The sequence below is a fragment of the Photobacterium nomapromontoriensis genome (assembly GCF_050336815.1).
GTDB lineage: Bacteria > Pseudomonadota > Gammaproteobacteria > Enterobacterales > Vibrionaceae > Photobacterium > Photobacterium nomapromontoriensis.
The window spans coordinates 21,866-47,435 of record NZ_JAKJSL010000021.1; the positions used below are offsets into that span (position 1 = coordinate 21,866).

Genomic DNA, 25,570 nt, shown 5'->3' on the forward strand with positions numbered 1-25,570 from the left:
GGAATGATTGAACCGTGGTGTAAGGTATACGGTGCCGCCAACTCACTGGAGGCGCATAGTCTGAAAGGAATGTTGGAAAGCGACAATATCGAGGTTATGTTACGTGGCGAGGGGCTCGGTGCCGCCGCGGGAGAGCTGCCGACGAATGTGATGGAAGTGGAGATTTGGGTCAGGCAGTCGCAGCTGCGACTGGCGAGACAGTTACTTGATCACTATGAGCTGGCGGATTCACCCACTTGGTCGTGTCGCCGCTGTGGCGAAGATAATGATGGGGCGTTTGAGTTGTGTTGGCAATGTGGTCAAGAACGGCCCTGATAACATGCATTAAAAATGCATTATTTGTTGTGGGTCAACGTCTGTCTCGCCAGAGGGCGCTACTATAGTGGCATTGTTCGTTTGTTGAGATGATTGCTATGAACCAAATCCACGCCCATAACGTGTTGAATATGTTACTTGCAGCTGAAACACCGTATACGCTTGCGTCACTGAAACACGCCGTGTTTGCTGAATATGGCGAAGATGTTCGCTTTCACACTTGCAGCCAAGAGGGTTTGACGCTTGATGCGCTGCTTACTTTTCTGCTTGACCGCCGTAAAGTGGTATTGGACGGAGAGGTGTTCTCGGCCAATCCCGAGCGGATGTGCAATCACTGATTATTATGGCTGATGTTAGTTAGCCGATCATAAAAAACGAGGCCCTTATGGCCTCGTTTTTTTACATCATATGCTTGCGGCGGATGTCGAGTAAGGCAAAGATGCCGAAGATCAGGATAGAGCTTTTTTCCCAGCGTGAGAGGGTGAGTTTGTCACCAAAAGCCCCGAGGAATATCAGTGTCTGCAGGCCATGCATCATCAGCAGGAAGCCCGTCATAATATACAGTGCTATTGCTGCGACGCCCGGAAACGGATAAACGATGTTGAATAACAGGACTAACCAGACGAATCCAATGGCCGCCTTAGCCAGCATAATCAGTGCTTTCATGCATCCTCTCTTTCAAATAAGCGGTAACAGACCTGGCCCGCTGTTTTTTCTCGGTGCAGGTGCCAGTGAGGCGGAATATCTAGCTCCCCCAGCTCCTTTTCTGCTTCTATATAAATGACGGCATGCGGTGCCAGCCAGTGATTCTGCTCTAGCAGGGTGATCACTTCTTGCATCAAGTCTTTGCGAAATGGCGGATCAATAAAGATCACATCAAACGGCGTACCAGGCTGCTTGAGGAACGTCAGGCTATCGGTATTACGCACTGTGGCGTTGTCGACTCCGAGAGTGAGACGGTTTTTTTCCAACTGCTCGGCGGCTTTTTTATCAAGCTCCAGCATGGTGACATGTTTGGCTCCCCGCGATAGCGCTTCGAACCCTAAGCTGCCACTGCCGGTAAACAGATCCAGACAGTTTGCATCGATAATGTCTTGAGCCAGCCAGTTGAACACGGTCTCTTTGACGCGATCGGTCGTTGGGCGGAGCCCTTCCACGTCATGGACGGGGAGTTTTCGGCCACGCCAGCGTCCGCTGATGATTCTTACGAAGCCATCACGGCGGTTAGTGGGATTGTTTTGCCCGGATTGTTGCCTACGTCTCGTCATAGATTTCTTCGACCGTTGAGAAAATGATAGTATACCCAAACCCCCTTGATAAGTGCGATGAGAAGCGCCGTTCAGAAGGGATGTTGGGGATATAAACCTGTGTTTAGGCCGCAAATTGTACCAATCAAGCTCTAGGATTTGCTAATGGCAGAAAAAAAGAAACGCGGATTATTTTCGTGGCTGGGTTTTGGCTCTGAAGAGCAGACCGAGCAAACCGCACAAACCGAACAAAATAACGCTCACCAACCGGTGGACGACGCTGCTGTAACTGTAGCAGAGCAACAAGAAAATACCGTCGAAGCTGAGGCAGTAGCCCAAGCAGCGGCAGTGGTGGAAGCTGAGGCAGCCGCTCAAGCAGCGGCAGAGGCGGAAGCTAAGGCAGCAGCCCAAGCCGAGGCAGAAGCGGAAGCTGAGGCAGCCGCTCAAGCCGAGGCAGAAGTGGAAGCTGAAGCAGCAGCCCAAGCGGCGGTAGACGCGGAAGCTGAAGCAGCGGCAGCTGCCGCAGTGGTTGAGCAGGAAAAACCCAAAAGTGAAGGTTTCTTTACCCGTCTGATGCGGGGGCTGAAGAAGACCAAGAGTCATTTTGGGTCAGGCTTCCTTGGGTTGTTTCGTGGTAAAAAAATCGATGATGAGCTATTTGAGGAGCTGGAAGAGCAGCTGCTGGTAGCGGATATCGGTATGGATACCACATTAAAAATCATTGAAAACCTGACGGATAAGGCGAGCCGTAAAGATCTGAAAGATGGTGAGGCGCTATATGGCCTGCTGAAAGAGGATCTGGGAGATATGCTGGCCAAGGTCGAGCAGCCACTCGTGGTTGATATGACCAAGAAACCGTTTGTGATCTTGATGGTCGGTGTCAATGGTGTGGGCAAAACCACCACCATTGGTAAGCTGGCCAAGCAGTTCCAGAATGATGGCAAGTCCGTGATGCTGGCTGCTGGTGACACCTTCCGTGCCGCGGCTGTTGAACAGCTGCAGGTCTGGGGTGAGCGTAACAATGTACCTGTGGTTGCACAGCATACCGGGGCAGACAGTGCGTCGGTGATCTATGATGCGATTGAATCTGCTAAGGCTAAAAATATTGATGTGGTGATAGCCGATACCGCAGGGCGCTTGCAGAATAAAGGCCACCTGATGGAAGAGCTGCGTAAGATTGTCCGGGTGATGAAGAAGGTCGATCCACATGCGCCGCATGAAATTATGCTGACCGTGGATGCGGGTACCGGTCAGAACGCGATCAGTCAGGCAAAGCTATTTAGTGAAGTAGCACCCGTGACCGGTATTACGTTGACCAAGCTGGACGGTACTGCGAAGGGCGGGGTGATCTTTGCGATTGCTGATCAATTCAATATTCCAATCCGTTACATTGGTATCGGTGAAGGGATTGATGATTTGCGTCCATTTGCGGCCAATGAGTTTATTGAAGCGTTATTTAGCGACGAGGAATAGAGTGTGATTCGGTTTCAGCAGGTAAGTAAGGCTTATCGGGGAGGGCGGCAAGCCCTGCAGAAGGTTGATTTCCATTTGCAGCCCGCAGACATGGCATTTTTGACCGGGCATTCCGGTGCAGGTAAGAGTACCCTGCTGAAACTGATTTGTGCAATTGAACGGCCGAGTGATGGCAAGATCCTGTTCAACGGCCATGACATCACACGAATTGATAATAAGCAGATCCCATTCTTACGGCGCAATATCGGGGTGATTTTCCAAGATCATAAGTTGCTGATGAACCATACCATTTTTGATAATGTAGCGATGCCGCTGCGGGTTGAATTGGCGAATGAGAAAGACGTTAAGCGACGCGTGTCAGCGGCGCTGGATAAGGTCGGCTTACTCGATAAGGCGCTTTGTTTGCCGATTCAGCTGTCAGGCGGGGAGCAGCAACGGGTCGGTATTGCTCGGGCAATCGTCAATAAACCGATGCTGTTGTTGGCGGATGAGCCCACGGGAAATCTCGATGCGGCACTTTCTCGTCAAATCATGGCACTATTTGAAGAATTCAATCGGGTGGGAGTTGCGGTTCTCATGGCAACCCATGATACCTCATTGTTAACCACCCACCATTATCGGCGATTGGACTTGTATCAAGGACAACTGAGGGAGATGGCCAGTGGCGCGTAATAAAACCGGTTATTTTAGCCTGCATAAGCAGCAATGTAAGCAGGCACTTGCTGATCTGATGCGCCGCCCGCTCGGCAATATATTGACGTTGGCCGTGCTGGCTTTTGCTCTGACCCTACCCGCCAGCTTTTATTTGTTCGCCAAGAACGTCACACTGGTTGCGCAGGCCTGGCAGAATCCCACTCAGCTGACTTTATATCTAGAGCCGGGAATTGCTCCTCCGATAGCCGAGAATCTTCGTGATGAATTGGCGGCTTGGCCTGAAATCGAGGTCGTCGATTATATTTCACCGCAACAAGGATTGGCGGAGTTTCGTCAGCAAGCCGGTTTTGAACAAGCGCTGAGTTTGCTGGATGATAATCCGCTTCCGGCGGTTTTAATTGTGCGGCCTGGTGAGCAGTGGCAGCAGAGCGAGCAAGCCGCTGAACTCGCGGCTCGGATCCGCACGGAGCCTGCGGTTGAGGAGGTTCGTCTCGATAGTGACTGGCTACAACGGTTAGCGGCAATTAAGCAGTTAATGGTGACGCTAGCAGCGATCATTTCTGGATTAATGCTATTTGCCGTTTTCCTGATTGTCGGTAATACCCTGCGTTTGCAAGTATTGAACCAGCGGGATGAAATACAGGTCATGAAGTTGGTTGGTGCCACCGACAGTTTTATTCTTCGCCCGTATCTCTATACTGGTGTTTGGTATGGCTTGATTGGCGGGGTGAGTGCGTGGTTGTTTACCATTATGATCTCGATATTGCTTGATGACGCAGTGGTTAATTTGGCTAACCTCTATGACAGCCCGTTTCGTCTGATTGGGCTCAATGTAGAAGAAGGGGTAATTCTAGTCATGGTTGCCATTTTTCTTGGGTTGTTAGCGGCACGGCTTTCTGCGGGGCGTCATTTGAAAGAAATTGAACCTATCTGACATTTTTCTGCGAATTAATTGAGTAAATCACCTCACCCTCTTGCAATAATGCTCGCTTTCTGGGCATTATTGCGGGTTCAAGCAATTTCTCCCTGGTACAAAAAACACACGAGGTTTATTGAATGGCACATGAGATGACGTCAATGGCTCTGGTTTCTGCAGACAGTCTGGATAGTTATGTCCAGAGCGTCAACAACTACCCAATGTTGTCGGCAGAGCAGGAGCGTGAGCTGGCTGAACGTCTTCATTTCGATGGTGATATCAATGCGGCGAAGGCATTGGTTATGTCACATCTGCGTTTTGTTGTTCATATAGCGCGTGGGTACTCCGGTTATGGCTTGCCCATGGCGGATTTGGTTCAGGAAGGCAATATTGGCCTGATGAAGGCGGTGAAGCGTTTCAACCCAGAGGTTGGCGTACGTTTAGTGTCGTTTGCCGTGCATTGGATCAAAGCTGAAATTCATGAGTATGTGCTGCGTAACTGGCGGATAGTGAAAGTTGCCACGACTAAGGCGCAACGTAAGTTGTTCTTTAATTTGCGTAAGTCAAAAAAGCGTTTAGGTTGGTTCAATAATGCCGAAGTTGAGATGGTCGCAGAGCAACTGGGCGTTGAAGTCAGTGATGTGCGTGAGATGGAATCTCGGTTGGCTGCACAGGATCCTGCTTTTGAGTTGCAGGCAGAAGATGATGATCGCGAATCAGGCTATAGCGCACCCGTTTATTATCTGGAAGATAAAGGATCGGATCTTGCCCGTAGTTATGAAGACAACAATTGGGAAGCACATGCCAACAACCGTTTGTCTGTGGCCTTAGCGGGTTTAGATGAGCGTAGTCAGCATATTGTGCGTTCGCGTTGGCTCGATGAGAACAAAATAACCCTGCAGGAACTGGCTGATCATTATCAGGTATCTGCCGAAAGGATCCGTCAGCTAGAAAAAAACGCGATGAAGAAACTCAAGGAAGCGGTTGGCGAATTCGCCTAAGGATCCTTGAAAATTATCCACAAAAGCATATAAACAGAAACCAGCAAATTGCTGGTTTTTTTGTGTCTTAAATCCGGTAGATAGCGCAAGGCACTGGCTGAATAAATGAAGAGAAATTATTTTATCCACAACTTTTGATCGGATCCAAACTAGATGTAGTGGATCTTTTTATTCTCGACCACATTATCAACGCTATTCACAGCTTTTTCCACAGCTGGTTGATTTTTGTTCGGTTTGTAATATTGCCGTTATATCCATCGATCGCCAGCCCTTGACTTGACTGGCTTTGAGGCGTGTTCTAAAGGCGGGTAATAACCCTATTAACTGGATGGAGCTGTGAGTAACTGGCTGGGTTACAATGGTCATCGTTCGCTGGTGGTGGGTTTAGCACTGAAAACGGACGATCGTCACAGTTTTATTTGGGCTGGCAGGATCCTGCCGCCTATCATTATTAATGAGCTATTGATCAGAGAGAGTCCACGAGTTTATGGAGCAGTTTGAACATATTTCTGTTGAGCAGGCATACCAGTTATTAACCCAATCGGATGACGCGGCGGTACTGGTTGATATTCGTGATCCGCAGTCATTTGCGTTATCTCATGCAGAAAACGCGTGGCATCTGACGAATGACACAATGGTGGAGTTGATGAACACGGTCGATTTTGAACAGCCGATCATTGTGATGTGTTATCACGGTATCAGTAGTCAAGGGGCCGCGCAGTACCTGATCCACCAAGGCTATGAATGTGTTTATAGCCTAGACGGTGGATTTGAGGCGTGGAAACGCCATTCCTATCCCTGTATTCAGACAGCTTAGGTTCCCTTGCCTCGCGGGGGAGACGCAGTAATGCCATTAGCCTGAGCGCATAACAAAGGGATTGTTCAGTAATTTTGGAGAGTGATATGCATCGCTTAGCCGGAATGAATAACCCTCGTCAGGCCCAGGCATTTATTGATTATATGGCTTCGCGGGGAATCGCTTTGTCGTTGGCCCTGGATCGCCACGGAGAGGTGGCCATTTGGCTGAATGATAGCCAGTATCAGGTTGAAGCAGAAGCCGAGCTACACATATTTCTGGCCAACCCCCTCGATAAAAAATACCTCGCAGCATCATGGCAAGTTGCGGAAAGTCGCACAGCTAAAATCTACTATAAAAGTCCGAGCCTGATAGGCTTAGTTAAGCAGCAAGCCGGGCCATTTACGCTGGGGGTGATGCTCGTTGCCATCACGGTCTATGTCTTGTGGATTATCGGCATGCAGCAGCCGCTATTTAGTCTCATGCATTTTCCATTCATGGATGGCGATCAGTGGCAACTGTGGCGCTATTTCTCTCATGCTCTGATCCATTTTTCTATTTTGCATCTGGTGTTTAACTGTTTATGGTGGTGGATCTTGGGGGGGCAGCTCGAACAACATAGCGGTAGCGGTAAGTTGGTTCAGATTTTTCTGTTATCAGCATTGATCTCGGGCTTTGCTCAATTCTGGATTGATGGGCCTAATTTTGGGGGCTTGTCAGGGGTCATATATGCCTTGATGGGCTACATCTGGTGGATGGGGTGGCTGGCCCCTGAGCGTGGATTGTCGATCCCCCGGCCCTATGTGGCGTTTATGTTGGTGTGGCTGATATTGGGCTTTGCTGATTTGTTCGGTATGTCGGTGGCGAATATGGCTCACTTATTTGGTTTGTTCAGTGGCTGTGGGCTGGCTTGGGTGGATGCTAAATTCCGTCACTGATTAACGATATGGTAGGGATTACCTGCTTTGGCCCCATTTTTCATGGAACCTCAGTGTGATACCGGAGGGAAGGAGATGATCGTGAACGACAAGGTGTGGGATCTTATTGTTGTGGGGGGCGGGATCAATGGTGCGGGCATTGCGGCGGATGCAGCGGGACGCGGTCTGAGTGTCGCTCTGTATGAAGCGGAGGACTTTGCTTGTGCGACATCCTCAGCCAGTTCAAAATTACTGCACGGAGGGCTGCGTTACCTTGAGCATTATGAATTTCGTCTGGTTGGTGAAGCGCTGGCCGAACGAGAAGTCTTGTTACGTAAGCTACCCCACATTGCCCGTCCAATGCGATTTCGTCTGCCTCATCAGCCGCATTTACGCCCAGCCTGGATGATTCGGGCGGGGTTGTTTCTTTATGATCATTTGGGTAAACGGACGATGTTACCGGCCAGTCATCGCATCCGTTTTGGGGCGGATTCGGTGTTAGTACCTCGCATTACTCAAGGATTTGAATATTCAGATTGCTGGGTCGATGATGCACGTCTGGTGATCCTCAATGCGATGGAAGCCGCTGAGCGTGGTGGTGAAGTGCGAAATCGCTGCGTGGTTGAGAAAGCCGTTCGTGACGGGACGATTTGGCGGGTGACAGTGCGTGACACCGTGAAGAATGAGACTTTTGAGCGGTGTGCTTGTGCGCTGGTTAATGCGTCGGGGCCGTGGGTAAAGGCCTTTTATGATGACAGTTTGGCCCTGACATCGCCACGCAATATTCGTCTGATTAAGGGCTCACATATAGTGGTACCACGGGTGCATGATCAGACTCAGGCGTATATTCTGCAAAATGAAGATAGCCGAATTGTGTTCGTGATCCCATATCTGGAGCAGTTCTCTATTATTGGTACTACAGATCAAGAGTTTAAAGGGGATCCACGCGAGGTGGCGATTGATGATGGTGAAATCCGTTATCTCATTGATGTATACAACGCCCACTTTATTCGTCAGCTCACGGCTGAAGAGGTGATCTGGAGCTACAGTGGGGTTCGTCCGCTGTGTGATGATGAATCGGACTCCCCACAAGCGATCACCCGTGATTACACCCTGGAATTGGATCAGTGTGGGGATTTCGCCCCGCTGTTATCTATTTTTGGTGGTAAGTTGACGACCTACCGTAAGCTGGCAGAGTCAGCAATGGCGAAGCTCGCTCCTTTTTTCCCCACCATGGGTAGAGCATGGACGGAACAATCATACTTACCCGGCGGCGAGGCTGGATTTGATATTGCGCAACAGGTCAGCGAGTTGACGCATCGCTACCCTTGGTTACTCACTGAGACGGCCCATCGACTGGTGATTAGCTATGGGAATCGCACCGCGTGTTTATTGGCAGGGGTCGTTAGTGAAACCGATATGGGGCCGTGTTTCGGGGCGGGTTTATATGCAAGAGAATTGGATTACCTGCTACAGCATGAGTTTGTGCTATACGCTGAAGATGCACTATGGCGTCGCAGTAAGCTGGGCTTGTTCCTGAGTGATGAACAGCAGCAGGCCGTCGCCGAGTATATTCGCCATTGGCATGCGATTTAGTTTTTCTATGATGTGATGATACTGAGTACCAAGGTGCCTGCGTTGCACCTTGGGAATGCAAAGTATGTCAGATCATCTACTGATAAAGATATTCAGTAAATAGTAGCTCGGTGAGTAGTTTTTTCTTGGTTTCTGTGATCAGTAGTTCATTGACCTTATTGAAACACGCCTGACGAATATCTTCACGTCCAGCCAGTGATTTCACCCGAGCTTCAGGTTGTTGAGCAATGATATTGATAATGGCATCGCGGATCAGCGGCGCATGATGTTCCACTTCTTTGATGTCAGCGGGATTTGCCAGCATTAAATCGACTTGCAGGCGCAGGTAGCCGATTCGACTACCTTGGGTGAAATAGTTGGTCGTAATATCAGGGGCCAAAGTGTAATAGGTATATTGCGGTGTTGTGGCGGCTGGGGCGGGCGCCTCTTCGGCATGAGCTGCCATCGGCATTAACCAGGCTGTCAGCAGTATTAGTAGTCCTGAGATTGTCGATTTCATCATTACACTCATTGGGTTACGGTATATTTGTGGGAGGAGTTACTATCTTTCGACAGTAACGATATTCGTACTGGTTACAGCTTGCTACAATAGTGTTTCTTCATGGTAATAAATTAACTTTAATCTACCAAGCCCTAAGGGAGACTTGCGTAGTTTTTTATTGGAAAAATGTCGAAATTCAAGCAGTTGTACAAACCCTTGCTGGATGGTGCCCGATGGTTGACACCGGACTCTGCAGCCATAGATGGGACTGAGTTTGGACATTGGTTGCTAGAGCCGGATTCGCTATCCCGCCGTTTGGAGCGCCATTGTGAACATTTTACCGTATCACTGCTCGAGCAGGTGAGGATAAGCCGTAAGCGACTCGCGGATGATGAGCGAGCATTGGTTGGTGATATTGATTGTCTGCTGCGTAAGGTCGTCTTGAAGGGAGATGGTGTGCCTTGGGTGTATGCCCGCACGTTGATCCCATTAGACACGCTGACCGGGCAAGAGCAAGATCTTGAGCAGTTGGGTGAAGTTCCCCTTGGTTTTCGGGTCTTCACTGATCATAGTGCGCGTCGTGATGCGCTGGTTGTTGCCAAGGTCGGCAGTGATATTAATCAGCTCTGGGCTCGCCGCTCCCGATTATGGCTAAATGATAAGCCATTATTGGTGGCAGAACTTTTTTTGCAGGATGCACCTATTTATAAGGAGACCCAACGTTGGAAATGACAAAAGCGAAAGCATTTTGGCAACTGGCTCGTTTTGACCGCCCGATCGGCAGCCTGTTACTGCTGTGGCCGACATTGTGGGCCTTATTTCTCGCCGCTGATGGTCTCCCTGATCCCCATGTCATGACAGTGTTTGTGCTGGGGGTTATTTTCATGCGTGCGGCAGGGTGCGTGATCAATGATTTTGCTGACCGTAACGTTGATGGCCATGTAAAGCGTACGGCTCAGCGGCCGATGCCGTCGGGTAAAATTTCAGAGCGTGAGGCACTGGCGTTGTTTGGCCTGCTGGTATTGGTGTCGTTTCTACTGGTCCTGACCATGAATACCCTGACGATTCTACTGTCAGTCGTGGGCTTAATATTGGCGGCTGCCTATCCTTTTATGAAGCGCTATACCCATCTCCCACAATTGGTTTTGGGGATGGCGTTTGGTTGGTCAATCCCAATGGCCTATGCCGCGCAATCTGGCATGCTACCGCCTGTCGCCTGGTTATTGTTTGCCGCTAATATCTTATGGACTATCGCCTACGATACCCAATATGCCATGGTCGATCGTGATGATGATGTGAAAATTGGTATCAAGTCGACCGCCATTCTGTTTGGTCGCTTTGATAAGATGATTATCGGTTTGCTGCAGTTGACGACGGTGATATTGCTGATTGCGGTAGGGGCGGTTCAGGCATTACCGCAGGTGTATTATTGGTTCCTCTTATCCGCGTCTTGCTTGTTTGTGTACCAGCAGATGCAGATCCGCAGCCGAGAACGCGAGCTTTGTTTTAACGCTTTCCTTAATAACAATTATGTTGGGATGCTGGTGTGTCTTGGTATCGTGATGAGTGTTTGTGTGTTCTAACCGCTCACTGGCGTTAAGAGCGTGATGACGACCTGAGTCTTATCTCGCTGTGACAATAATCAAAAAAGGGCTGCCGAGGCAGCCCTTTTTAGTGTGCCGAGTTAGGCCTCTGACGCATTGTCTTCGAGTCTATCTTCGCGGCTCATAACCGCTTGAATAGTGAGCTTCACTTCTGGGGAGACCAAGGCTGCCAGCTGCTCAGCCAATGCTTCAACGGGCTGAGACACCGCATGGCATTCGTCATTGAGGTAGCCTTCTTCGCGCAGGGTTTTCACGAGTGAAGCGAATACGCCCTGATCGAAGAACTCTGGGGCATTGATCCCATGGAGGCGACTCAGGCGTTGGGCCATCATCTGGCTCTGCTGCTCCAGATCACTCTTCATCAGTTGTGGTTCAGAGTTGAGCAGGGTCAGCGTAATCGCATAGCGCTGTAAGGTTTCCATGATGGTACCCGCCAGTAAGTGAAGCGGGCCAATGCGGGCATTATTGATAGCGATAGCGTCACCATCGCGTAAGATCAGACGCTGGCGTGTCAGTTCTTCAATCTGTGCCTCTATTTCGGCGGCCAGTTCCTCATTGCTATAACGCAAGAATAGCTCTGCTTTAAGGAATGGATACAGGCGGCTGATCTGCTCGATCACCGTACTGATTGGCAGCTGCTGGTGGCAGATCACGATATTGGCGATCAATGACGGTAGCGCAAACAGGTGGATAATATTATTGCGGTAGTAGGTCATCAAAATCGCCTGTTGGCGGTTCAGTGACACCATCTCCCCTAAGCTATCGCGTTCGACAACGAACTTATCCATCTCAAGCGCATGTGAAACCATCGTTTTGGCATCATCAGCCGGTACCGTGAACTGCGCAGAGTAAGGCACATTGCGCAATAGCTGTAGGTAGCAATCGATCTGCTGTTCCAGATCTTCACGGCTCAGGGCGCGTTGGCGTGCTGCCAATAGCGCAACGCCACACAGGGTTAGGGCGTTGGTTGCGGCAGCATCGTTGATATGGGTCATCATCTTAACTGCCAGATCGTTAACCACCGGATTCAACCATTGCGGACGTTGTGGTTCGATAGGGTCGATGTCTTTATGCCATTGTGGCACGTTTTCATTCAGGTATTGGTTAAGGGAAATAGGCTCCCCGAAATTGACGTAACCCTGGCCAAGATTGCGCAGTTTACGTAAGGTTCGTAGCACTTGGCCGACGTTTTCTTTCTCTTTTCGGTGCCCACGCAGCTCTTTGGCGTAAGTGCTCACTTCCATCACGTGTTCGTAGCCGATATAGACCGGAACCAGTGTGACTGGTCGGTTAAGGCCGCGTAACATCGCCTGAATGGTCATCGACAACATACCCGTTTTGGCCGGTAGCAAACGACCGGTTCGTGAACGTCCGCCTTCGCTGAAGTACTCAACCGAATAACCTTTGGCGAAAAGCTCAGCAAGATACTCACGAAATACGGTTGAATAGAGGCGATTCCCTTTGAAGCTACGGCGAATAAAGAACGCTCCGCCGCGACGGAAAATCGGGCCTGCCGGGAAGAAATTCAGATTGATACCGGCCGCAATGTGCGGAGGTACCAGTCCTTCACGGTACAGCACATAGGACAATAGCAGATAATCCATGTGGCTACGGTGACAGGGCACATAGACGATCTCGTGACCATCTTGAGCCAGTTTACGTACTCGCTTGGCATTATTGATATTCAGCCCTTGATAGAGCTTATTCCACAGCCAGCCCAGAAAGCGTTCACCGCGTTTGATCAGCGAATAGGAGAAGTCAGCAGCAATTTCTTCCATCATGTCGATGGCTTCTTTACGTACTTTCTCGATGGGTACATCACGGCTGGCGGCTTCTTCAGCAACAACTTTCTCAATTGCTTTAGAGGCGAGCAGACGTTTGAATAGGGCTTGGCGATCGGGCAGTTTCGGCCCCGAGGCGGCGAGTTGCTGGCGTGAAAAGTGGATGCGAGCGACTCGTGCCAGTTTATTGGCAATGGAGTCGTCCGTACCGTGGTGATCCGCCATATAGCGCAATGATACCGCTGGGCTGAGTCGCACCATACAATCACGGCCATGGCCCAGAATAGTGAAAAACTTTTCCGGTCCGTTTAATGGGCGCAAAATAGGGCGTTGGTTGTCTTCTTTTCCGGGTTTACGGCCCCAAAGAATGGATGCGGGAACCACCTGAATATCTAATTCACTGTCTTGCTTATGCTGTTCAAGCAGTGCTGTGAACAGGTCAATAGAAGCTTGCGGAAGTGCGTCATTGGAGCTAAACAAGCGCGGGCCATCGGACACATAGACGTAGCGGGTAAAATGCAGGCCATTGATTTCCAGTGGTGTCAGCGGATCAGGCAGGCCCAGCTTTTGGGTACTGCTGCGCAAGGTCATTAAATCGGTGTTAGACCGGAACGGTAGGATATAGACAATCGGTCGTTCTAGGTCGAGATCCAAATCCGCGATGGGATCAGATGGAATGGAATGGGTTTTAACCAGCAGAGAAAGCGGCAAATCCAGTATTTTTTGGTAGATTTTCTGCCAACTTGACATATCTTTTACTAGCCTCGAATTCTTAATGCGAGGCAAGTCTAGCAGAAAAAGCGCTTCGATAAGCAGCGAAATAGTGGTTACTTGTAGTTAAATACAATTTTCTTTCAGCAATATGGTGAAATCTCCTTTTTTGGCGAGAGGTTGGTAGCCGAGCCAGCCTAACAGGCTGTTGTCGCTGGTGAATTCGCAGCAAAATTGCTGTTTTCCTAAACAATGATCTTTTCAAGAGTGTTAACACTGGATATACTCACAGGGACTGTATAAAAAGACAGGGTGAAGAATGAAGCCGTTAACGCCGCGCCAACAAGAAGTCTTTGATTTGATCAAAGCAAAAATTGAAGATGATGGAATGCCGCCCACACGTGCTGAAATAGCCCGTGAACTCGGTTTCCGTTCAGCCAATGCTGCCGAGGAACACCTCAAGGCACTCGCACGAAAAGAAGTCATTGAAATTATTCCGGGCGCCTCGCGCGGGATCCGTTTATTACTGGGTAATGAGAGTGTCGAAGAAAGTGGACTGCCACTGATTGGCCAAGTGGCTGCCGGTGAGCCGATTCTGGCACAAGAGCATGTTGAAACCCATTATGAGGTTGACCCCTCACTGTTTAAGCCGCGAGCAGATTTTCTGTTACGGGTTAACGGAATGAGCATGAAAGATATCGGGATCATGGATGGTGATCTGCTGGCGGTGCATAAAACTCAGGATGTGCATAACGGTCAGGTTGTTGTTGCCCGCGTGGAAGATGACGTCACAGTTAAGCGTCTTGAACGTAAAGGGGCGCAAGTTATTTTGCATGCTGAAAATGAAGCCTTTTCTCCGATTGTGGTGGATCTCAATACCCAGCATTTGTCGATTGAGGGGATTGCCGTTGGCGTGATCCGCAACAGCGACTGGATGTGATTTTTTAGGCGGATGCTTATCGCGTAAGAATTACAGAGAAAGGCTTTGCAAAAGCAAATGAGAGTCATTATCATCTTATGTCTATTCCATGAAGGCGATAGAGATGATAATGACGGATCCTACCCGCTATGATATTCCTGCTGATTTGTTACACCCTCTCTGGCTTCGCAGTCGTGAGAGCTTAAGTGACAATCGCCTTCTTTATGATCCCGTTGCCGCTGCGGCTTGTAGCCAATGTGTTCTTAAGCCTGATTGCCTGCTTGGCAATGTCACCGCGCAACAGTTACTGCATGCCAGTGTGGCTCAGTTGTGTGATCGCCAAGTTCAGCAGTTCCTGCGTCGCCATCCATCAGGGCGAATCCTAAACCTTGGCGGTGGACTCGATACACGCTTTTACCGTATCGATAATGGCCGTTGCCGATGGTTTGATATTGATTTCAGTGAACACCTAGTATGGCGTCAGCGGTTATTCCACCGTAGTGAGCGTTATCGCATGTTGTCGGGGTCTATTGATGATTTGGCTTGGCTGCAAGCATTGCCCACCATGAATTGCACACCCGTGATGCTCGTATGTGATCAGGCTTTGCTGCAACACAATGCTGCGAGTATCTCCCGTTTCTTGCAGGCGATAGCGTGTCATTTTGGTCACCTAGAACTGTGTTTGGTACTGGCGGGGGATCGGTGTCATCAAGACATCTCGCATCGAATGGGCGTAGTACGTGGCTATGCTCATGGCTTCCGTGATCCACGCCAGCAAGTGTTGTGCTGGTTACCTTGGGCCGAATCGGTAGGATGTTATAGCCCTTTAGATAACCCTTGCACTCGATGGCGACGGTGGCAGCGTTGGATTGCCTTCATTCCTGGACTTAAATACCGCGTGTTACCCGTTGTTTTGAATATTCGCCTGTGACCTAGCCGATTATTATGATTTCTTGCTGGCAGATCCGGTGTCAGCACAGCCCTTCGCTAAATTTTTTCCCTGCCTTTTTTTGCGTATTAGCCTGATCCTGTTCTAAGTTAAATGTAAATAAAGTGTTAACTGAAATGTTAAGCGTGCTTAACATTGAAACATTTTTGCGCTGCTGACTGGCACTAAAAAGGAGCCAGAACGGTATATCTCAAGGATAAGGATAGGAGGGAGCCAGGTGATGATTCGCCATCTGATGTGCTGTCTGGTTATTTTGCTGGCCTTGCCAGTCTATGCCGAAACCCAACCCATACCACTGAATATGACCCAAGGGGTGACAGCCGTCAGCCAACGGGTGTTTGATCTTCATATGACCATTCTCTATATCTGCGTGGTGATAGGGCTGATTGTGTTCGGGGTAATGTTCTGGTCAATCATTCACCACCGTAAGTCAAAAGGGGCAGTGGCAGCCTCCTTCCATGAAAGTACCAAGGTGGAAATCCTTTGGACGGTGATCCCTTTCATTATTCTGATCGTGATGGCTGTTCCTGCCACACAGACCTTACTGGCGATGGAAGACACCTCTAAGCCCGATATGACCATCCAGATAACAGGCTCACAGTGGAAGTGGCATTACAGCTATTTCGATGAAGATGTCGATTTCTATTCATTGTTAGCCACGTCACCAGCCCAGATTGAGAACGTACGCGCTAAGCGGGATAACTACCTGTTGGAAGTCGATCGACCTCTGGTATTACCCATAGGAAAAAAAGTGCGTTTTTTGATCACCTCACAGGATGTGATTCACTCGTGGTGGGTACCTGACTTTGCGGTTAAGAAAGATGCCAACCCGGGCTTTATCAATGAAGCCTGGACCAAGATTGATCAGCCTGGGATATACCGAGGTCAATGTGCGGAATTGTGCGGTAAAGATCATGGGTTTATGCCAATTGTAGTGATCGCGAAGCCGCAAGCCGAATATGACGAATGGTTGAAAATGACCAAGGAAGCACAACAGCAGGCCTACGAAGAAGAGCAGCGCTTATTGGCAATGCAGATGACCATGGATGAGCTGATGGATTTGGGTGAAAAGGTCTACAACACCCGTTGTGCGATGTGTCATCAGGCGAATGGTCAGGGACTGCCGGGAGCATTCCCTGGATTAGCCGGGCAGGGGATTTCGATCGATCCAACGGCCAAGCTTGAGCATATCAACATCGTTGTTCATGGCCGAACAGGCACGGCGATGCAGGCATTTGGTGCGCAGCTGAGCCTGAAAGAGCTCGCGGCGGTGATCACGTATGAGCGTAATGCCTGGGAAAACAACACCGGAGATACGGTGCAGGCCGCCGAGGTACAAGCCGTGCTGAATGGCCAAGAGTTATAGGAGAGTCACAATGACGGATATGTTGCGCGATCAGGCTGAGATAGAAGACGATCAAGTGGAAGATACTCACAGTGAACAAAACCACCATGAGGAACATCATCAGCCGACAGGTTTGAAGCGCTGGTTGTTTACGACCAACCACAAAGACATCGGGTCACTGTATTTGATGTTCAGTTTTGCCATGTTCTTGATTGGTGGGGCGATGGCGATGGTGATCCGTGCTGAGTTGTTTCAGCCGGGTTTACAGCTGGTAGATCCAAACTTTTTCAATCAGATGACGACGGTGCATGGCCTGATCATGGTGTTTGGTGCCGTAATGCCTGCGTTTACCGGTTTGGCAAATTGGATGATCCCGATGATGATTGGGGCGCCAGATATGGCCTTGCCTCGAATGAATAACTGGAGTTTTTGGATTCTGCCATTTGCGTTCACCATGTTACTGGCGTCGTTGTTCATGGAAGGGGGCGGTCCTAACTTCGGCTGGACATTTTATGCGCCGCTATCGACCACCTTTAGCCCGCAGAGCACTGGCTTGTTTGTGTTTGCTATCCATATCATGGGGATCAGCTCCATCATGGGGGCCATCAATGTGATTGTCACCATTGTAAATATGCGAGCACCCGGCATGACCTATATGAAGATGCCGCTGTTTGTCTGGACCTGGCTGATCACCGCTTTTCTCTTGATTGCAGTGATGCCGGTGTTAGCTGGAGCGGTAACCATGGTGTTGACCGATAAATACTTCGGCACCAGCTTTTTCTCTGCCGCTGGTGGTGGGGATCCGGTGATGTTCCAGCACATTTTCTGGTTCTTTGGTCATCCTGAAGTTTACATCATGATATTGCCCAGTTTCGGCATTATTTCGGCAATTATTCCCGCCTTTTCCCGTAAGAAGCTTTTTGGTTACAGCTCGATGGTGTATGCCACCGCTTCTATCGCCGGGCTCAGCTTTCTGGTCTGGGCGCACCATATGTTCACTACTGGGATGCCAGTGGCCGCAGAGCTGTTTTTCATGTATTGCACCATGTTGATCTCGGTGCCGACCGGGGTGAAGGTATTTAACTGGGTCGCCACCATGTGGCGCGGATCGCTAACCTTTGAAGTACCGATGCTGTTTGCTCTTGCCTTTATTGTGCTGTTTACCATTGGTGGGTTCTCTGGCCTGATGTTGGCGATTACCCCAGCGGATTTCCAATACCACGATACCTACTTCGTGGTGGCACATTTCCATTATGTACTGGTCTCGGGGGCGATATTCTCGATCATGGCGGGCGCTTATTACTGGTTGCCAAAATGGACCGGGCACATGTTTGATGAAACCTTGGCAAAGTGGCATTTCTGGTGCTCGATCATTTCAGTCAATATCTTGTTTTTCCCGATGCATTTCTTGGGGCTGGCAGGGATGCCACGGCGGATCCCTGACTATGCGCTGCAATTTGCTGATATCAATGCCGTCGTCAGTGTGGGTGGGTTCCTCTTTGGTCTGTCGCAATTCATTTTTCTCGCGGTCGTGATCAAGTGTGTACGTGGCGGAGAAAAAGCAGCGGCCAAGCCTTGGGAAGGCGCTGAAGGGTTGGAGTGGACGGTACCGTCCCCAGCGCCGCACCATACGTTTTCGACACCACCAAAGATTGACTGATATGAGGGGGCGGGATGAGCCAGCAGCCACAGCCTGAGACGGGCAGCAAAACGCAGGGACAGCGCCAGCAGCGCTCACTATGGTCATTGGTCATTATGGCAGTGGCGATGTTCGGCTTCGCTTTTGCACTGGTCCCGCTCTACGATGTGTTCTGCGACATCACCGGGATTAACGGTAAAACCGCAGATGGGCCAGCCGCAGGCAGTACGAAGGTCGATACTTCTCGGGAAATTACGGTTGAGTTTGTGGCCTACATCAATCCGGGTATGAAGTGGACGTTTGAGCCTGCGGTTCGCTCGTTGGTGGTGCATCCGGGTCAAACTCATACCATTAATTATCAGGCGCGTAACTTGACCAATGCCGCAACAATTGGCCAGGCCGTGCCATCGGTGAGTCCAGGAACCGGTGCGCGCTACTTTAATAAAATTGAGTGTTTCTGTTTTAATCACCAACCCCTTGAGGCGGGTGATACCGCGAGCTTGCCCCTTGTCTTCTACGTCGATCCCGAGCTACCCGAAGAGATCACCACACTGACATTGGCCTATACCCTTTACAACGCCACGCCGGATCCCGCGGCACAAACGCAATGAGGTTGAATGATGGCGAATCCTTATTCTGAACATGATCAATCAATGAAAACCCCACCTGAATCCTATTATGTCCCCGAGGCTAGCGCCTGGCCGATTCTCGGGGCCGTCGCGCTGTTTCTGATCGCGATGGGCGCAGGTGCCACCGTCGGCGATCTTTTCAATGGTCAGGGGCCGTGGCTATTACTAGCAGGGGTTGGATTACTGCTGATCATGCTGATTGGCTGGTTTCGCGATGTGATCACTGAATCGATGGGGGGGCTGTACAGTCACCAAATGGATCGCTCGTTTAAGCAGGGTATGAGCTGGTTTATTTTCTCTGAGGTGATGTTCTTTGTCGCTTTCTTTGGCGTGCTGTTCTATGCCCGGATGATTGCGGTGCCTTGGCTCGGCGGGGCGGGCAACAATGCGATGACCAATGCGGTGCTGTGGCCAGATTTTGTTGCGCAGTGGCCATTGATACTGACACCGGATGGCACAGAGACGCAAGCGATGGGGCCTATCGGGCTTCCTCTCTACAACACCCTGATCCTGTTGACCTCATCGATTACCGTGCATATTGCCCATGTCGCCCTTGAGCAGAATAACCGTCCCCGCTTGACACTGTTCCTGTTGTTGACAGTGCTGCTTGGCTGCTTGTTTATTTATTTGCAGGGTGTGGAATATATCCATGCTTATGAAGAGATGGGCTTGACCTTGGATGCTGGGATTTATGGCAATACTTTCTTCATGTTGACAGGTTTCCATGGCCTGCATGTCACCTTGGGAACGGTAATTTTGTTTATTGTCTGGCTACGGGTCTTGCGGGGCCATTTTACCCCGGAAAAGCATTTTGCCTTCCAAGCTGGAGCATGGTATTGGCATTTCGTTGATGTGGTGTGGCTCGGGCTCTTTGTGTTTGTTTATATTCTCTGAGGTGCTAGGTGCTAGGTGCTAGGTGCTAGGTGTTAGCTATGAGAGAAAAGCCCTGTCTCAGTATGGTCGTGGATTCGGTGTGATATAGCCACAGACTAAGGCGAGGAGTAGCAGAGCAAACAATAATACCGAAAATAGCACTCGGCGACCGAGGCTACGTGACATGGGCTGGCTGTGCTTGCCTTTGAGCATGATTGGCAGAGCCCGGAAAAGATTGATTAGGATAAAAACCAGCAGGCCGAGAATAAGCGCTTTCAATAGCATGGGTAACCTCCATAGATGTTTGAGAGCCAGTCATTTAAGGATGGGCGATGCGAAGGATTGGTTTCATACTTTTTACTGTGGCGGTACTACTGACATTGGTCAAGTTGGGTTGGTGGCAAATGTCACGTGCTCAGGAAAAAGAAAGCCTCAGTAACGCACTGAAGTTTCGTAGTGAGCAAATGTATTACAGCCTGGCCAGTTTACCGCCGGACCCGCGTTGGTACAGCCTGACTTTGAGGGGGGCGTTTGATCATCGCCGGGCGGTGTTACTGGATAATCAACTGTTCCGCGGACAGCCGGGCTATCACGTACTGTATCCTTTTGAAACGGATAACCAGTGGATGCTGGTCAATCTAGGCTGGATAGCCGCACCTCTTTATCGCGATCAGATCCCCGTTCTGCCGGAGCATCATGGTGACCTTAAGGTTTCAGGCATGATCGCACCACCTTCTAACTTACTGGAACTGGCACCGGAGCAATTGGGCGACAGCTATCCGTTGCGCGTTCAAAATTTGAATATTGCACTGCTGGCTGAAAAGTTAGCGCTGCCACTCCAGCCTTGGGTGCTACAGATTGATGCCGAGAACCCAGTGGCCTTGGAGCAAACCTGGATCCCCGTCGTTGTGGGGCCACAAAAGCACTACGCCTACGCCATGCAATGGTTTTTGCTGGCTTTGGCGGTATCAGGCCTGGCGGTGTGGTGGTTAAAACGGAGTAAGGTATGAAGAAACATGGAACGTTACTGCTATTACTGGCGGCTTTTTCCTTGCCGGTGATATTGGCCAAGTTGATATTAGATTTGAACTGGTATCAAGGTGGGGTGACCAATCGCGGTGAGTTGTTGGAGTCTCCGATGACCGCGCAATGGTTGGGAGGCAGTCAGCAGTGGCAACTGATCTACTTGTTGCCCAATGACTGTGATGACAAGTGTCGCGGTGCATTGTTCAATTTACGTCAAATCCCACAGGCGGTCGGGGCCGATCAGCTGCGGGTCAGTAGTGTTTTACTGATCAGCAATGAGGAACAATTTTCCGATCCAAAAGCGATTCGCGCCAAAGAGGGGGCGGTTGAACTGCGTCAGATCCCCAGCCATGTTGTTACCCAGTTGAAAACACTGGAGTACGGTGCGAAGGCGATTTATATCGCCGACCCTCTGGGCAATGTGATGCTGGCCTACCCATTGGTCAAAGGCATGCCCGCGGTATTGGCTCAGGGCAAGGATGTGCTGCGAGATCTGAAGCGATTGTTGAAAATATCGAAAATTGGTTAGTACGACGGGCTGAAGATAAGGAGATCTGGGGATGAAGCAGAATGGATTTAAGTGGCTAGTCAATATGACCTTGATATTGTCGCTATGCGTGGTTGCCCTCGGAGCTTACACCCGGTTGACGGAGGCGGGGCTAGGTTGCCCTGATTGGCCGGGGTGTTACGGTTTTGTGGCGGTACCAGATAGTGAAGCTGAACAAGCCACTGCGACAATGCGTTTTCCCGATAGCCCGTTGGAACCCCATAAAGCGTGGAATGAGATGTTGCATCGTTATGTTGCCGGCGCGCTGGGGATATTGATACTGATCATCAACATCATGGCATGGCGACGGCCTGAACAACCTAAATTGATCCCCGGTTTGCTATTAGTGACGGTTATTTTTCAAGCATTATTGGGAATGTGGACAGTCACAATGGTGTTGATGCCCGTTGTCGTTCTGGGGCACTTGCTGGGTGGATTTACGACCGTGTCGCTGTTGTTACTACTGCGTTTACGCTTGATGACTGTGCCTTCACCGGTTCGAATACCGAGTGCTGAGAATAGTGTGCGGGCAGGCCGTCGGTTGCAGATTTTGTCACTGTTCGGTCTGGTTGTTGTCATCGCGCAAATTGGGTTAGGAGGATGGACCGCTGCCAATTATGCCGCCATGGTGTGTACTCAACTGCCAGTGTGTGAGGTGGATTGGTTGCAGGGCTTTGATATGAGCGCCTTTGCGCCGATCCAGCCTGTACATGATAGCTATCAATATGGGGTGCTGAATTTTCAGCAACGGGTATCTATTCACGCGAGTCATCGAATTGGGGCGATGATCACGACGGTACTCTTGCTCGTGCTGGGATGGCGGCTATGGTTGCGACCCGTGTTGCGCCCCGTCGCACTGGTGATGTTAGTGGTTCTGGCGGTGCAGGTTGGATTGGGGATCACCAATGTGGTTGCCAGCCTGCCATTGGCAGTGGCAGTGGCACATAATGTGACGGGGGTGATGTTGTTGCTGACATTGGTGATGGTCAATATGCAAGTGTACCGGCAGAGGTGGGTGACATGCTATGGGACGGTTTCACAATCTGACTAGGTTGTGGCCTCGTAAGAAACTGTACGGGAATCGCTCGTTGAGAGCAAGATAAGCGCAAGGGAGGGCCATAAGATGGCAAAATTACAGATAGCCGCTAAGGGGGGCATCAAGCCTCAGCTGGGCGCAGTCAGATCACGGGTTTGGCAGGATTACTTTACCATGACGAAGCCCAAGGTGGTGGCAATGCTGCTACTCACCGCATTGGTAGGTATGTGTCTGGCCGTCAAGGGGATCCCACCGCTTCATGCAGTTGTGCTTGGATTATTGGGGATTGGCTTGCAGTCAGCGGCAGCAGCGGCCTTCAACCATGTACTTGATCGTCAGTTTGATGCCAAGATGGCCCGTACTCATAATCGTCCGCTTGCGAAGGGGCGGGTCGACACCCATAAAGCGGTGATCTTTGCCTCCAGTTTAATGGTGGCGGGGTTTGCCATCCTGTGGCAGCTCAATGCATTGACGGCTTGGCTGACTTTTGCCAGCTTGATTGGTTATGCGGTGATTTATACGGCTTGGCTCAAGCACGCGACGCCGCAAAATATTGTCATCGGCGGCTTGGCGGGGGCCGCGCCGCCATTGCTGGGATGGACAGCCGTTACTGGCCAGCTTGATCCCCATGCATTGTTACTGGTGATGCTGGTCTTTACCTGGACGCCGCCACACTTCTGGGCGCTGGCCATTCATCGCCGTGATGACTATGCCAAGGCGGGGATCCCGATGCTGCCAGTGACGCATGGTATTGAATTTACCAAGACCATGGTGCTGCTTTATACCGTAATTTTAGCTTTGGTCGGGTTACTGCCATGGCTGACGGGAATGAGTGGCGAGTTGTACTTGATAGGCAGCAGTATATTGAATCTGGGTTTTATTGGCTATGCCCTAAAGCTCAAATTTGCCGATCAGCGCGGCCATGCCTGGGCGACATTTAAATATTCGATTTGGCATCTGCTGGTCCTGTTTGTCGTGTTGTTAGCCGATCACTGGTTGATGATTATGCTTGGGTAATTCCTTCTCCGTTGTATTGTTTTTGTCCCTGTCTGTGCGTGCTGACAGGGGCGTTCTATTTTGTCTCTCCCTAATCTGATTTGCCGATATACCTAAACGCCTATTCTGAATCCTGCATTTAGAGGCAGCTTGGGTATAATCGCGGCTTAAATAATGAGGGATTGAGGTTATTGTGTTCAAAGCGTTACGGGATATGTCTTTGCACCGTCAGGTGTTGGCGTTAGCGTTACCTATGGTGTTGTCGAATATTACGGTGCCGCTGTTGGGGTTGGTTGATGCGGCGGTGATTGGTCACCTTGATTATGCCTGGTATCTGGGGGGCGTGGCCGTCGGTGGAACCATGATCAATGTGACGTTCTGGTTACTGGGTTTTTTACGGATGGCGACTACAGGGCTCAGCGCGCAAGCGTATGGCGCCTCGGACAAAGGGGCTCAGGCGACAGTTTTCTTGCAGGGGCTTGCAATGGCATGGTTGCTTGCGTTGTTCTTGATTGTGTTTCATCAGCCTGTCGCGGCATTGATTTTTCATTTCAGCAGCGCCAGTACCGAGGTTAAGTTGTATGCCGATCAGTATTTCTCGATCCGGATCTGGGGGGCACCTGCTGCACTGGCCAATTTTGTCATTATGGGCTGGTTGCTGGGATGTCAGAATGCCCGCCTGCCGATGTGGTTACTGATCATCACCAATGTGGTTAACATTGTGCTGGATGTGTTTTTCGTAATGGGGCTGGGCTGGAAAGTGCAGGGTGCTGCAGCCGCCTCCGTACTGGCAGAATACAGCAGTTTAGCGTTGGGGTTATGGTTTGTGTCTCGTCAGTGGCTGGCCAGTGCGTTACCGCCGCTGCGAGAGAAGCTCGGTACAGTCCGTGACGGGATTGGGCGGCTGTTAAAACTCAATCGCGATATTTTTCTGCGCAGCCTGTGTCTGCAACTGGCTTTTACCTTTATGACTTTTCAGGGGGCTACGCTGGGCGATAATGTGGTCGCGGCCAATGCGGTACTGATGAGCTTTTTGATGCTGGTGTCGTATGCGATGGACGGGTTTGCCTATGCCATGGAGGCGATGGTCGGTAAGGCCATTGGGGCGCGTAGCCGTGAGGCGTTGGGGCGGACCCTGATTGGTACGACCTTCTGGAGTTTGATGATCTCCCTGCTGATCACCTTGGCATTTGCTGGTTTTGGCCGAGAGATTATTGGTTTGATCTCTGATATTCCTGCGGTTCAGCGAGAGGCGGCAACATATTTACCATGGCTGGCCGCTGTCCCGTTAGTCGCGATGTGGTGTTTCTTGTTAGATGGGATCTTCATTGGGGCCACCCGAGGTCGCGAGATGCGTAATAGTATGTTCGTAGCCATTTGTAGCTTCTTTGCGATCTGGTGGTTATTGCAGGCTTACGGTAATCATGCGCTGTGGGGAGCAATGCTTGGTTTTATGGCCATGCGCGGTATTGGCTTAGCGGTAATATTTGCTTACCAATGGAAGAACGATATTTTCCTTGAACTGGCCTGTACAAACAGATAGTTAGAAATTTTCATCTAAAATTGTTTGTTTTTTAGGCGAAAAGTACTACCCAACGGCAATCTCTTCTGGTTAAATTGCGACCAATTGTACCGCGGGAGGTTAAATGAAAAACGCAGTAATCGGACTTTTATTAGCGCTCATGACGCTGAGTTGGGTCACGCCCGCCATGGCCGGGATCCAGGGGAAGTCATATAAGGTGACGGCAACAGCGTATAATTCAGTGCATAGTCAGACGGATGGAAATCCCTCGATTGCAGCCTGGGGGGATCGACTCAAACCTGGCATGAAGGCGATTGCCGTGTCTCGAGATATGTTGAGCAAAGGTTTAAGGCATGGGTCGAAGGTGAAAATTTCTGGCTTACCGGGTGAATACGTGGTGCTCGACAAGATGCACAAACGCTGGCGCAATAAGATCGATATCTATATGGGTAAAGATGTGAGAGCGGCCCGTCACTGGGGGCGACGCCATGTCACCATTACGGTTATTAAGGTGTAATGACGTTAATAGGCGTGGATGAATCACAACAAAAAAGTCAGCCTTTTGGGCTGACTTTTTTATTTTAAGCGGGTCTACCG

28 protein-coding genes are annotated in these 25,570 nt (G+C 50.2%); 23 read left to right on the plus strand and 5 right to left on the minus strand.

The window, feature by feature from the left end; translation table 11 throughout:
* Positions 1-3 precede the first annotated feature (3 nt).
* Both L4D12_RS07080 and L4D12_RS07085 read left to right on the plus strand, forming a co-directional pair.
* Positions 4-315, plus strand: coding sequence for a putative signal transducing protein (locus L4D12_RS07080; RefSeq protein ID WP_428447126.1), 312 nt, complete (start codon positions 4-6; stop codon positions 313-315).
* A gap of 98 nt (positions 316-413) precedes the next feature.
* Entirely contained in the window at positions 414-653 is a 240-nt protein-coding gene (locus L4D12_RS07085; RefSeq protein WP_428447127.1) for a YecH family metal-binding protein, read from the plus strand.
* A gap of 61 nt (positions 654-714) precedes the next feature.
* On the opposite strand, the gene L4D12_RS07090 is transcribed toward L4D12_RS07085, so the two are convergent.
* Both L4D12_RS07090 and rsmD read right to left on the minus strand, forming a co-directional pair.
* Positions 715-981: a DUF1145 domain-containing protein gene (locus L4D12_RS07090; RefSeq protein WP_428447128.1), complete on the minus strand. Its 267-nt coding sequence runs from the start codon at positions 979-981 to the stop codon at positions 715-717.
* The gene (gene rsmD, locus L4D12_RS07095) at positions 978-1,583 is read right to left on the minus strand and encodes a 16S rRNA (guanine(966)-N(2))-methyltransferase RsmD (protein ID WP_428447129.1); all 606 of its coding nucleotides are present in this window, start codon (positions 1,581-1,583) and stop codon (positions 978-980) included. Before rsmD ends, L4D12_RS07090 begins: the two co-directional genes overlap by 4 nt.
* A 144-nt stretch (positions 1,584-1,727) precedes the next feature.
* Between rsmD and ftsY the strand changes: the two genes are divergently transcribed.
* The 7 genes from ftsY (at position 1,728) to glpD (ending at position 8,915) form a co-directional block, all read left to right on the plus strand.
* Entirely contained in the window at positions 1,728-3,035 is a 1,308-nt protein-coding gene (gene ftsY / locus L4D12_RS07100; protein WP_428447130.1) for a signal recognition particle-docking protein FtsY, read from the plus strand.
* Positions 3,036-3,038: 3 nt separating this feature from the next.
* Positions 3,039-3,707 (plus strand): cell division ATP-binding protein FtsE, encoded by a 669-nt coding sequence (gene ftsE, locus L4D12_RS07105; protein ID WP_428447131.1) that lies wholly within the window; start codon positions 3,039-3,041, stop codon positions 3,705-3,707.
* Positions 3,697-4,623, plus strand: a complete 927-nt coding sequence (ftsX, locus tag L4D12_RS07110) for a permease-like cell division protein FtsX (protein ID WP_428447132.1) — start codon at positions 3,697-3,699, stop codon at positions 4,621-4,623. Before ftsE ends, ftsX begins: the two co-directional genes overlap by 11 nt.
* A gap of 122 nt (positions 4,624-4,745) precedes the next feature.
* Complete coding sequence (rpoH, locus tag L4D12_RS07115) at positions 4,746-5,606, plus strand: RNA polymerase sigma factor RpoH (RefSeq protein ID WP_428447133.1); 861 nt, start codon at positions 4,746-4,748, stop codon at positions 5,604-5,606.
* Positions 5,607-6,093: 487 nt separating this feature from the next.
* A complete protein-coding gene (gene glpE, locus L4D12_RS07120; RefSeq protein WP_428447134.1) occupies positions 6,094-6,423 on the plus strand; it encodes a thiosulfate sulfurtransferase GlpE in 330 nt (109 codons plus the stop codon).
* 86 nt (positions 6,424-6,509) lie between these two features.
* Positions 6,510-7,340 carry a rhomboid family intramembrane serine protease GlpG gene (gene glpG / locus L4D12_RS07125; RefSeq protein WP_428447135.1) on the plus strand — a complete coding sequence of 277 codons (831 nt, stop codon included), beginning with the start codon at positions 6,510-6,512 and terminating at the stop codon, positions 7,338-7,340.
* Between the two features lie 75 nt (positions 7,341-7,415).
* Positions 7,416-8,915, plus strand: coding sequence for a glycerol-3-phosphate dehydrogenase (glpD, locus tag L4D12_RS07130; RefSeq protein ID WP_428447293.1), 1,500 nt, complete (start codon positions 7,416-7,418; stop codon positions 8,913-8,915).
* A 76-nt stretch (positions 8,916-8,991) separates the two neighbouring features.
* Here glpD and L4D12_RS07135 read toward each other — a convergent pair whose 3' ends face one another.
* A complete protein-coding gene (locus tag L4D12_RS07135) occupies positions 8,992-9,417 on the minus strand; it encodes a flagellar basal body-associated protein FliL (RefSeq protein ID WP_428447136.1) in 426 nt (141 codons plus the stop codon).
* Between the two features lie 165 nt (positions 9,418-9,582).
* On the opposite strand from L4D12_RS07135, the gene L4D12_RS07140 reads away from it, so the two are divergent.
* Positions 9,583-10,128 (plus strand): chorismate lyase, encoded by a 546-nt coding sequence (locus tag L4D12_RS07140; protein ID WP_428447137.1) that lies wholly within the window; start codon positions 9,583-9,585, stop codon positions 10,126-10,128.
* Positions 10,125-10,979, plus strand: coding sequence for a 4-hydroxybenzoate octaprenyltransferase (gene ubiA, locus L4D12_RS07145; protein ID WP_428447294.1), 855 nt, complete (start codon positions 10,125-10,127; stop codon positions 10,977-10,979). The genes L4D12_RS07140 and ubiA overlap by 4 nt, the downstream gene beginning before the upstream one ends.
* A 101-nt stretch (positions 10,980-11,080) precedes the next feature.
* On the opposite strand, the gene plsB is transcribed toward ubiA, so the two are convergent.
* Positions 11,081-13,531, minus strand: a complete 2,451-nt coding sequence (gene plsB / locus L4D12_RS07150) for a glycerol-3-phosphate 1-O-acyltransferase PlsB (RefSeq protein ID WP_428447138.1) — start codon at positions 13,529-13,531, stop codon at positions 11,081-11,083.
* Positions 13,532-13,811: 280 nt separating this feature from the next.
* Between plsB and lexA the strand changes: the two genes are divergently transcribed.
* From lexA to L4D12_RS07180, 6 genes are all read left to right on the plus strand, one after another.
* Entirely contained in the window at positions 13,812-14,432 is a 621-nt protein-coding gene (lexA, locus tag L4D12_RS07155; protein WP_428447139.1) for a transcriptional repressor LexA, read from the plus strand.
* A gap of 109 nt (positions 14,433-14,541) precedes the next feature.
* On the plus strand, positions 14,542-15,342 hold the full coding sequence (locus L4D12_RS07160; protein ID WP_428447140.1) for a class I SAM-dependent methyltransferase: 801 nt from the start codon (positions 14,542-14,544) through the stop codon (positions 15,340-15,342).
* Positions 15,343-15,580: 238 nt separating this feature from the next.
* Positions 15,581-16,726, plus strand: coding sequence for a cytochrome c oxidase subunit II (gene coxB / locus L4D12_RS07165; protein ID WP_428447295.1), 1,146 nt, complete (start codon positions 15,581-15,583; stop codon positions 16,724-16,726).
* 10 nt (positions 16,727-16,736) lie between these two features.
* Positions 16,737-18,365: a cytochrome c oxidase subunit I gene (gene ctaD, locus L4D12_RS07170; protein WP_428447141.1), complete on the plus strand. Its 1,629-nt coding sequence runs from the start codon at positions 16,737-16,739 to the stop codon at positions 18,363-18,365.
* Between the two features lie 14 nt (positions 18,366-18,379).
* On the plus strand, positions 18,380-18,955 hold the full coding sequence (locus L4D12_RS07175) for a cytochrome c oxidase assembly protein (RefSeq protein WP_428447142.1): 576 nt from the start codon (positions 18,380-18,382) through the stop codon (positions 18,953-18,955).
* A gap of 9 nt (positions 18,956-18,964) precedes the next feature.
* Positions 18,965-19,867: a cytochrome c oxidase subunit 3 gene (locus L4D12_RS07180; RefSeq protein WP_428447296.1), complete on the plus strand. Its 903-nt coding sequence runs from the start codon at positions 18,965-18,967 to the stop codon at positions 19,865-19,867.
* Between the two features lie 57 nt (positions 19,868-19,924).
* On the opposite strand, the gene L4D12_RS07185 is transcribed toward L4D12_RS07180, so the two are convergent.
* On the minus strand, positions 19,925-20,131 hold the full coding sequence (locus L4D12_RS07185) for a DUF2909 family protein (protein ID WP_428447143.1): 207 nt from the start codon (positions 20,129-20,131) through the stop codon (positions 19,925-19,927).
* A gap of 47 nt (positions 20,132-20,178) precedes the next feature.
* Between L4D12_RS07185 and L4D12_RS07190 the strand changes: the two genes are divergently transcribed.
* The 6 genes from L4D12_RS07190 to L4D12_RS07215 all read left to right on the plus strand — a co-directional run bounded on the left by L4D12_RS07190 (position 20,179) and on the right by L4D12_RS07215 (position 25,490).
* Positions 20,179-20,856 (plus strand): SURF1 family protein, encoded by a 678-nt coding sequence (locus tag L4D12_RS07190; protein ID WP_428447144.1) that lies wholly within the window; start codon positions 20,179-20,181, stop codon positions 20,854-20,856.
* A complete protein-coding gene (locus L4D12_RS07195; protein ID WP_428447145.1) occupies positions 20,853-21,401 on the plus strand; it encodes a cytochrome oxidase in 549 nt (182 codons plus the stop codon). The genes L4D12_RS07190 and L4D12_RS07195 overlap by 4 nt, the downstream gene beginning before the upstream one ends.
* Positions 21,402-21,432: 31 nt before the next feature.
* Positions 21,433-22,470 (plus strand): COX15/CtaA family protein, encoded by a 1,038-nt coding sequence (locus L4D12_RS07200; RefSeq protein WP_428447146.1) that lies wholly within the window; start codon positions 21,433-21,435, stop codon positions 22,468-22,470.
* A 72-nt stretch (positions 22,471-22,542) separates the two neighbouring features.
* Complete coding sequence (cyoE, locus tag L4D12_RS07205) at positions 22,543-23,472, plus strand: heme o synthase (RefSeq protein WP_428447147.1); 930 nt, start codon at positions 22,543-22,545, stop codon at positions 23,470-23,472.
* 172 nt (positions 23,473-23,644) lie between these two features.
* Entirely contained in the window at positions 23,645-24,994 is a 1,350-nt protein-coding gene (gene dinF / locus L4D12_RS07210; protein WP_428447148.1) for an MATE family efflux transporter DinF, read from the plus strand.
* 103 nt (positions 24,995-25,097) lie between these two features.
* Positions 25,098-25,490 carry a 3D domain-containing protein gene (locus L4D12_RS07215; protein ID WP_428447149.1) on the plus strand — a complete coding sequence of 131 codons (393 nt, stop codon included), beginning with the start codon at positions 25,098-25,100 and terminating at the stop codon, positions 25,488-25,490.
* The last annotated feature ends 80 nt before the right edge of the window (positions 25,491-25,570 follow it).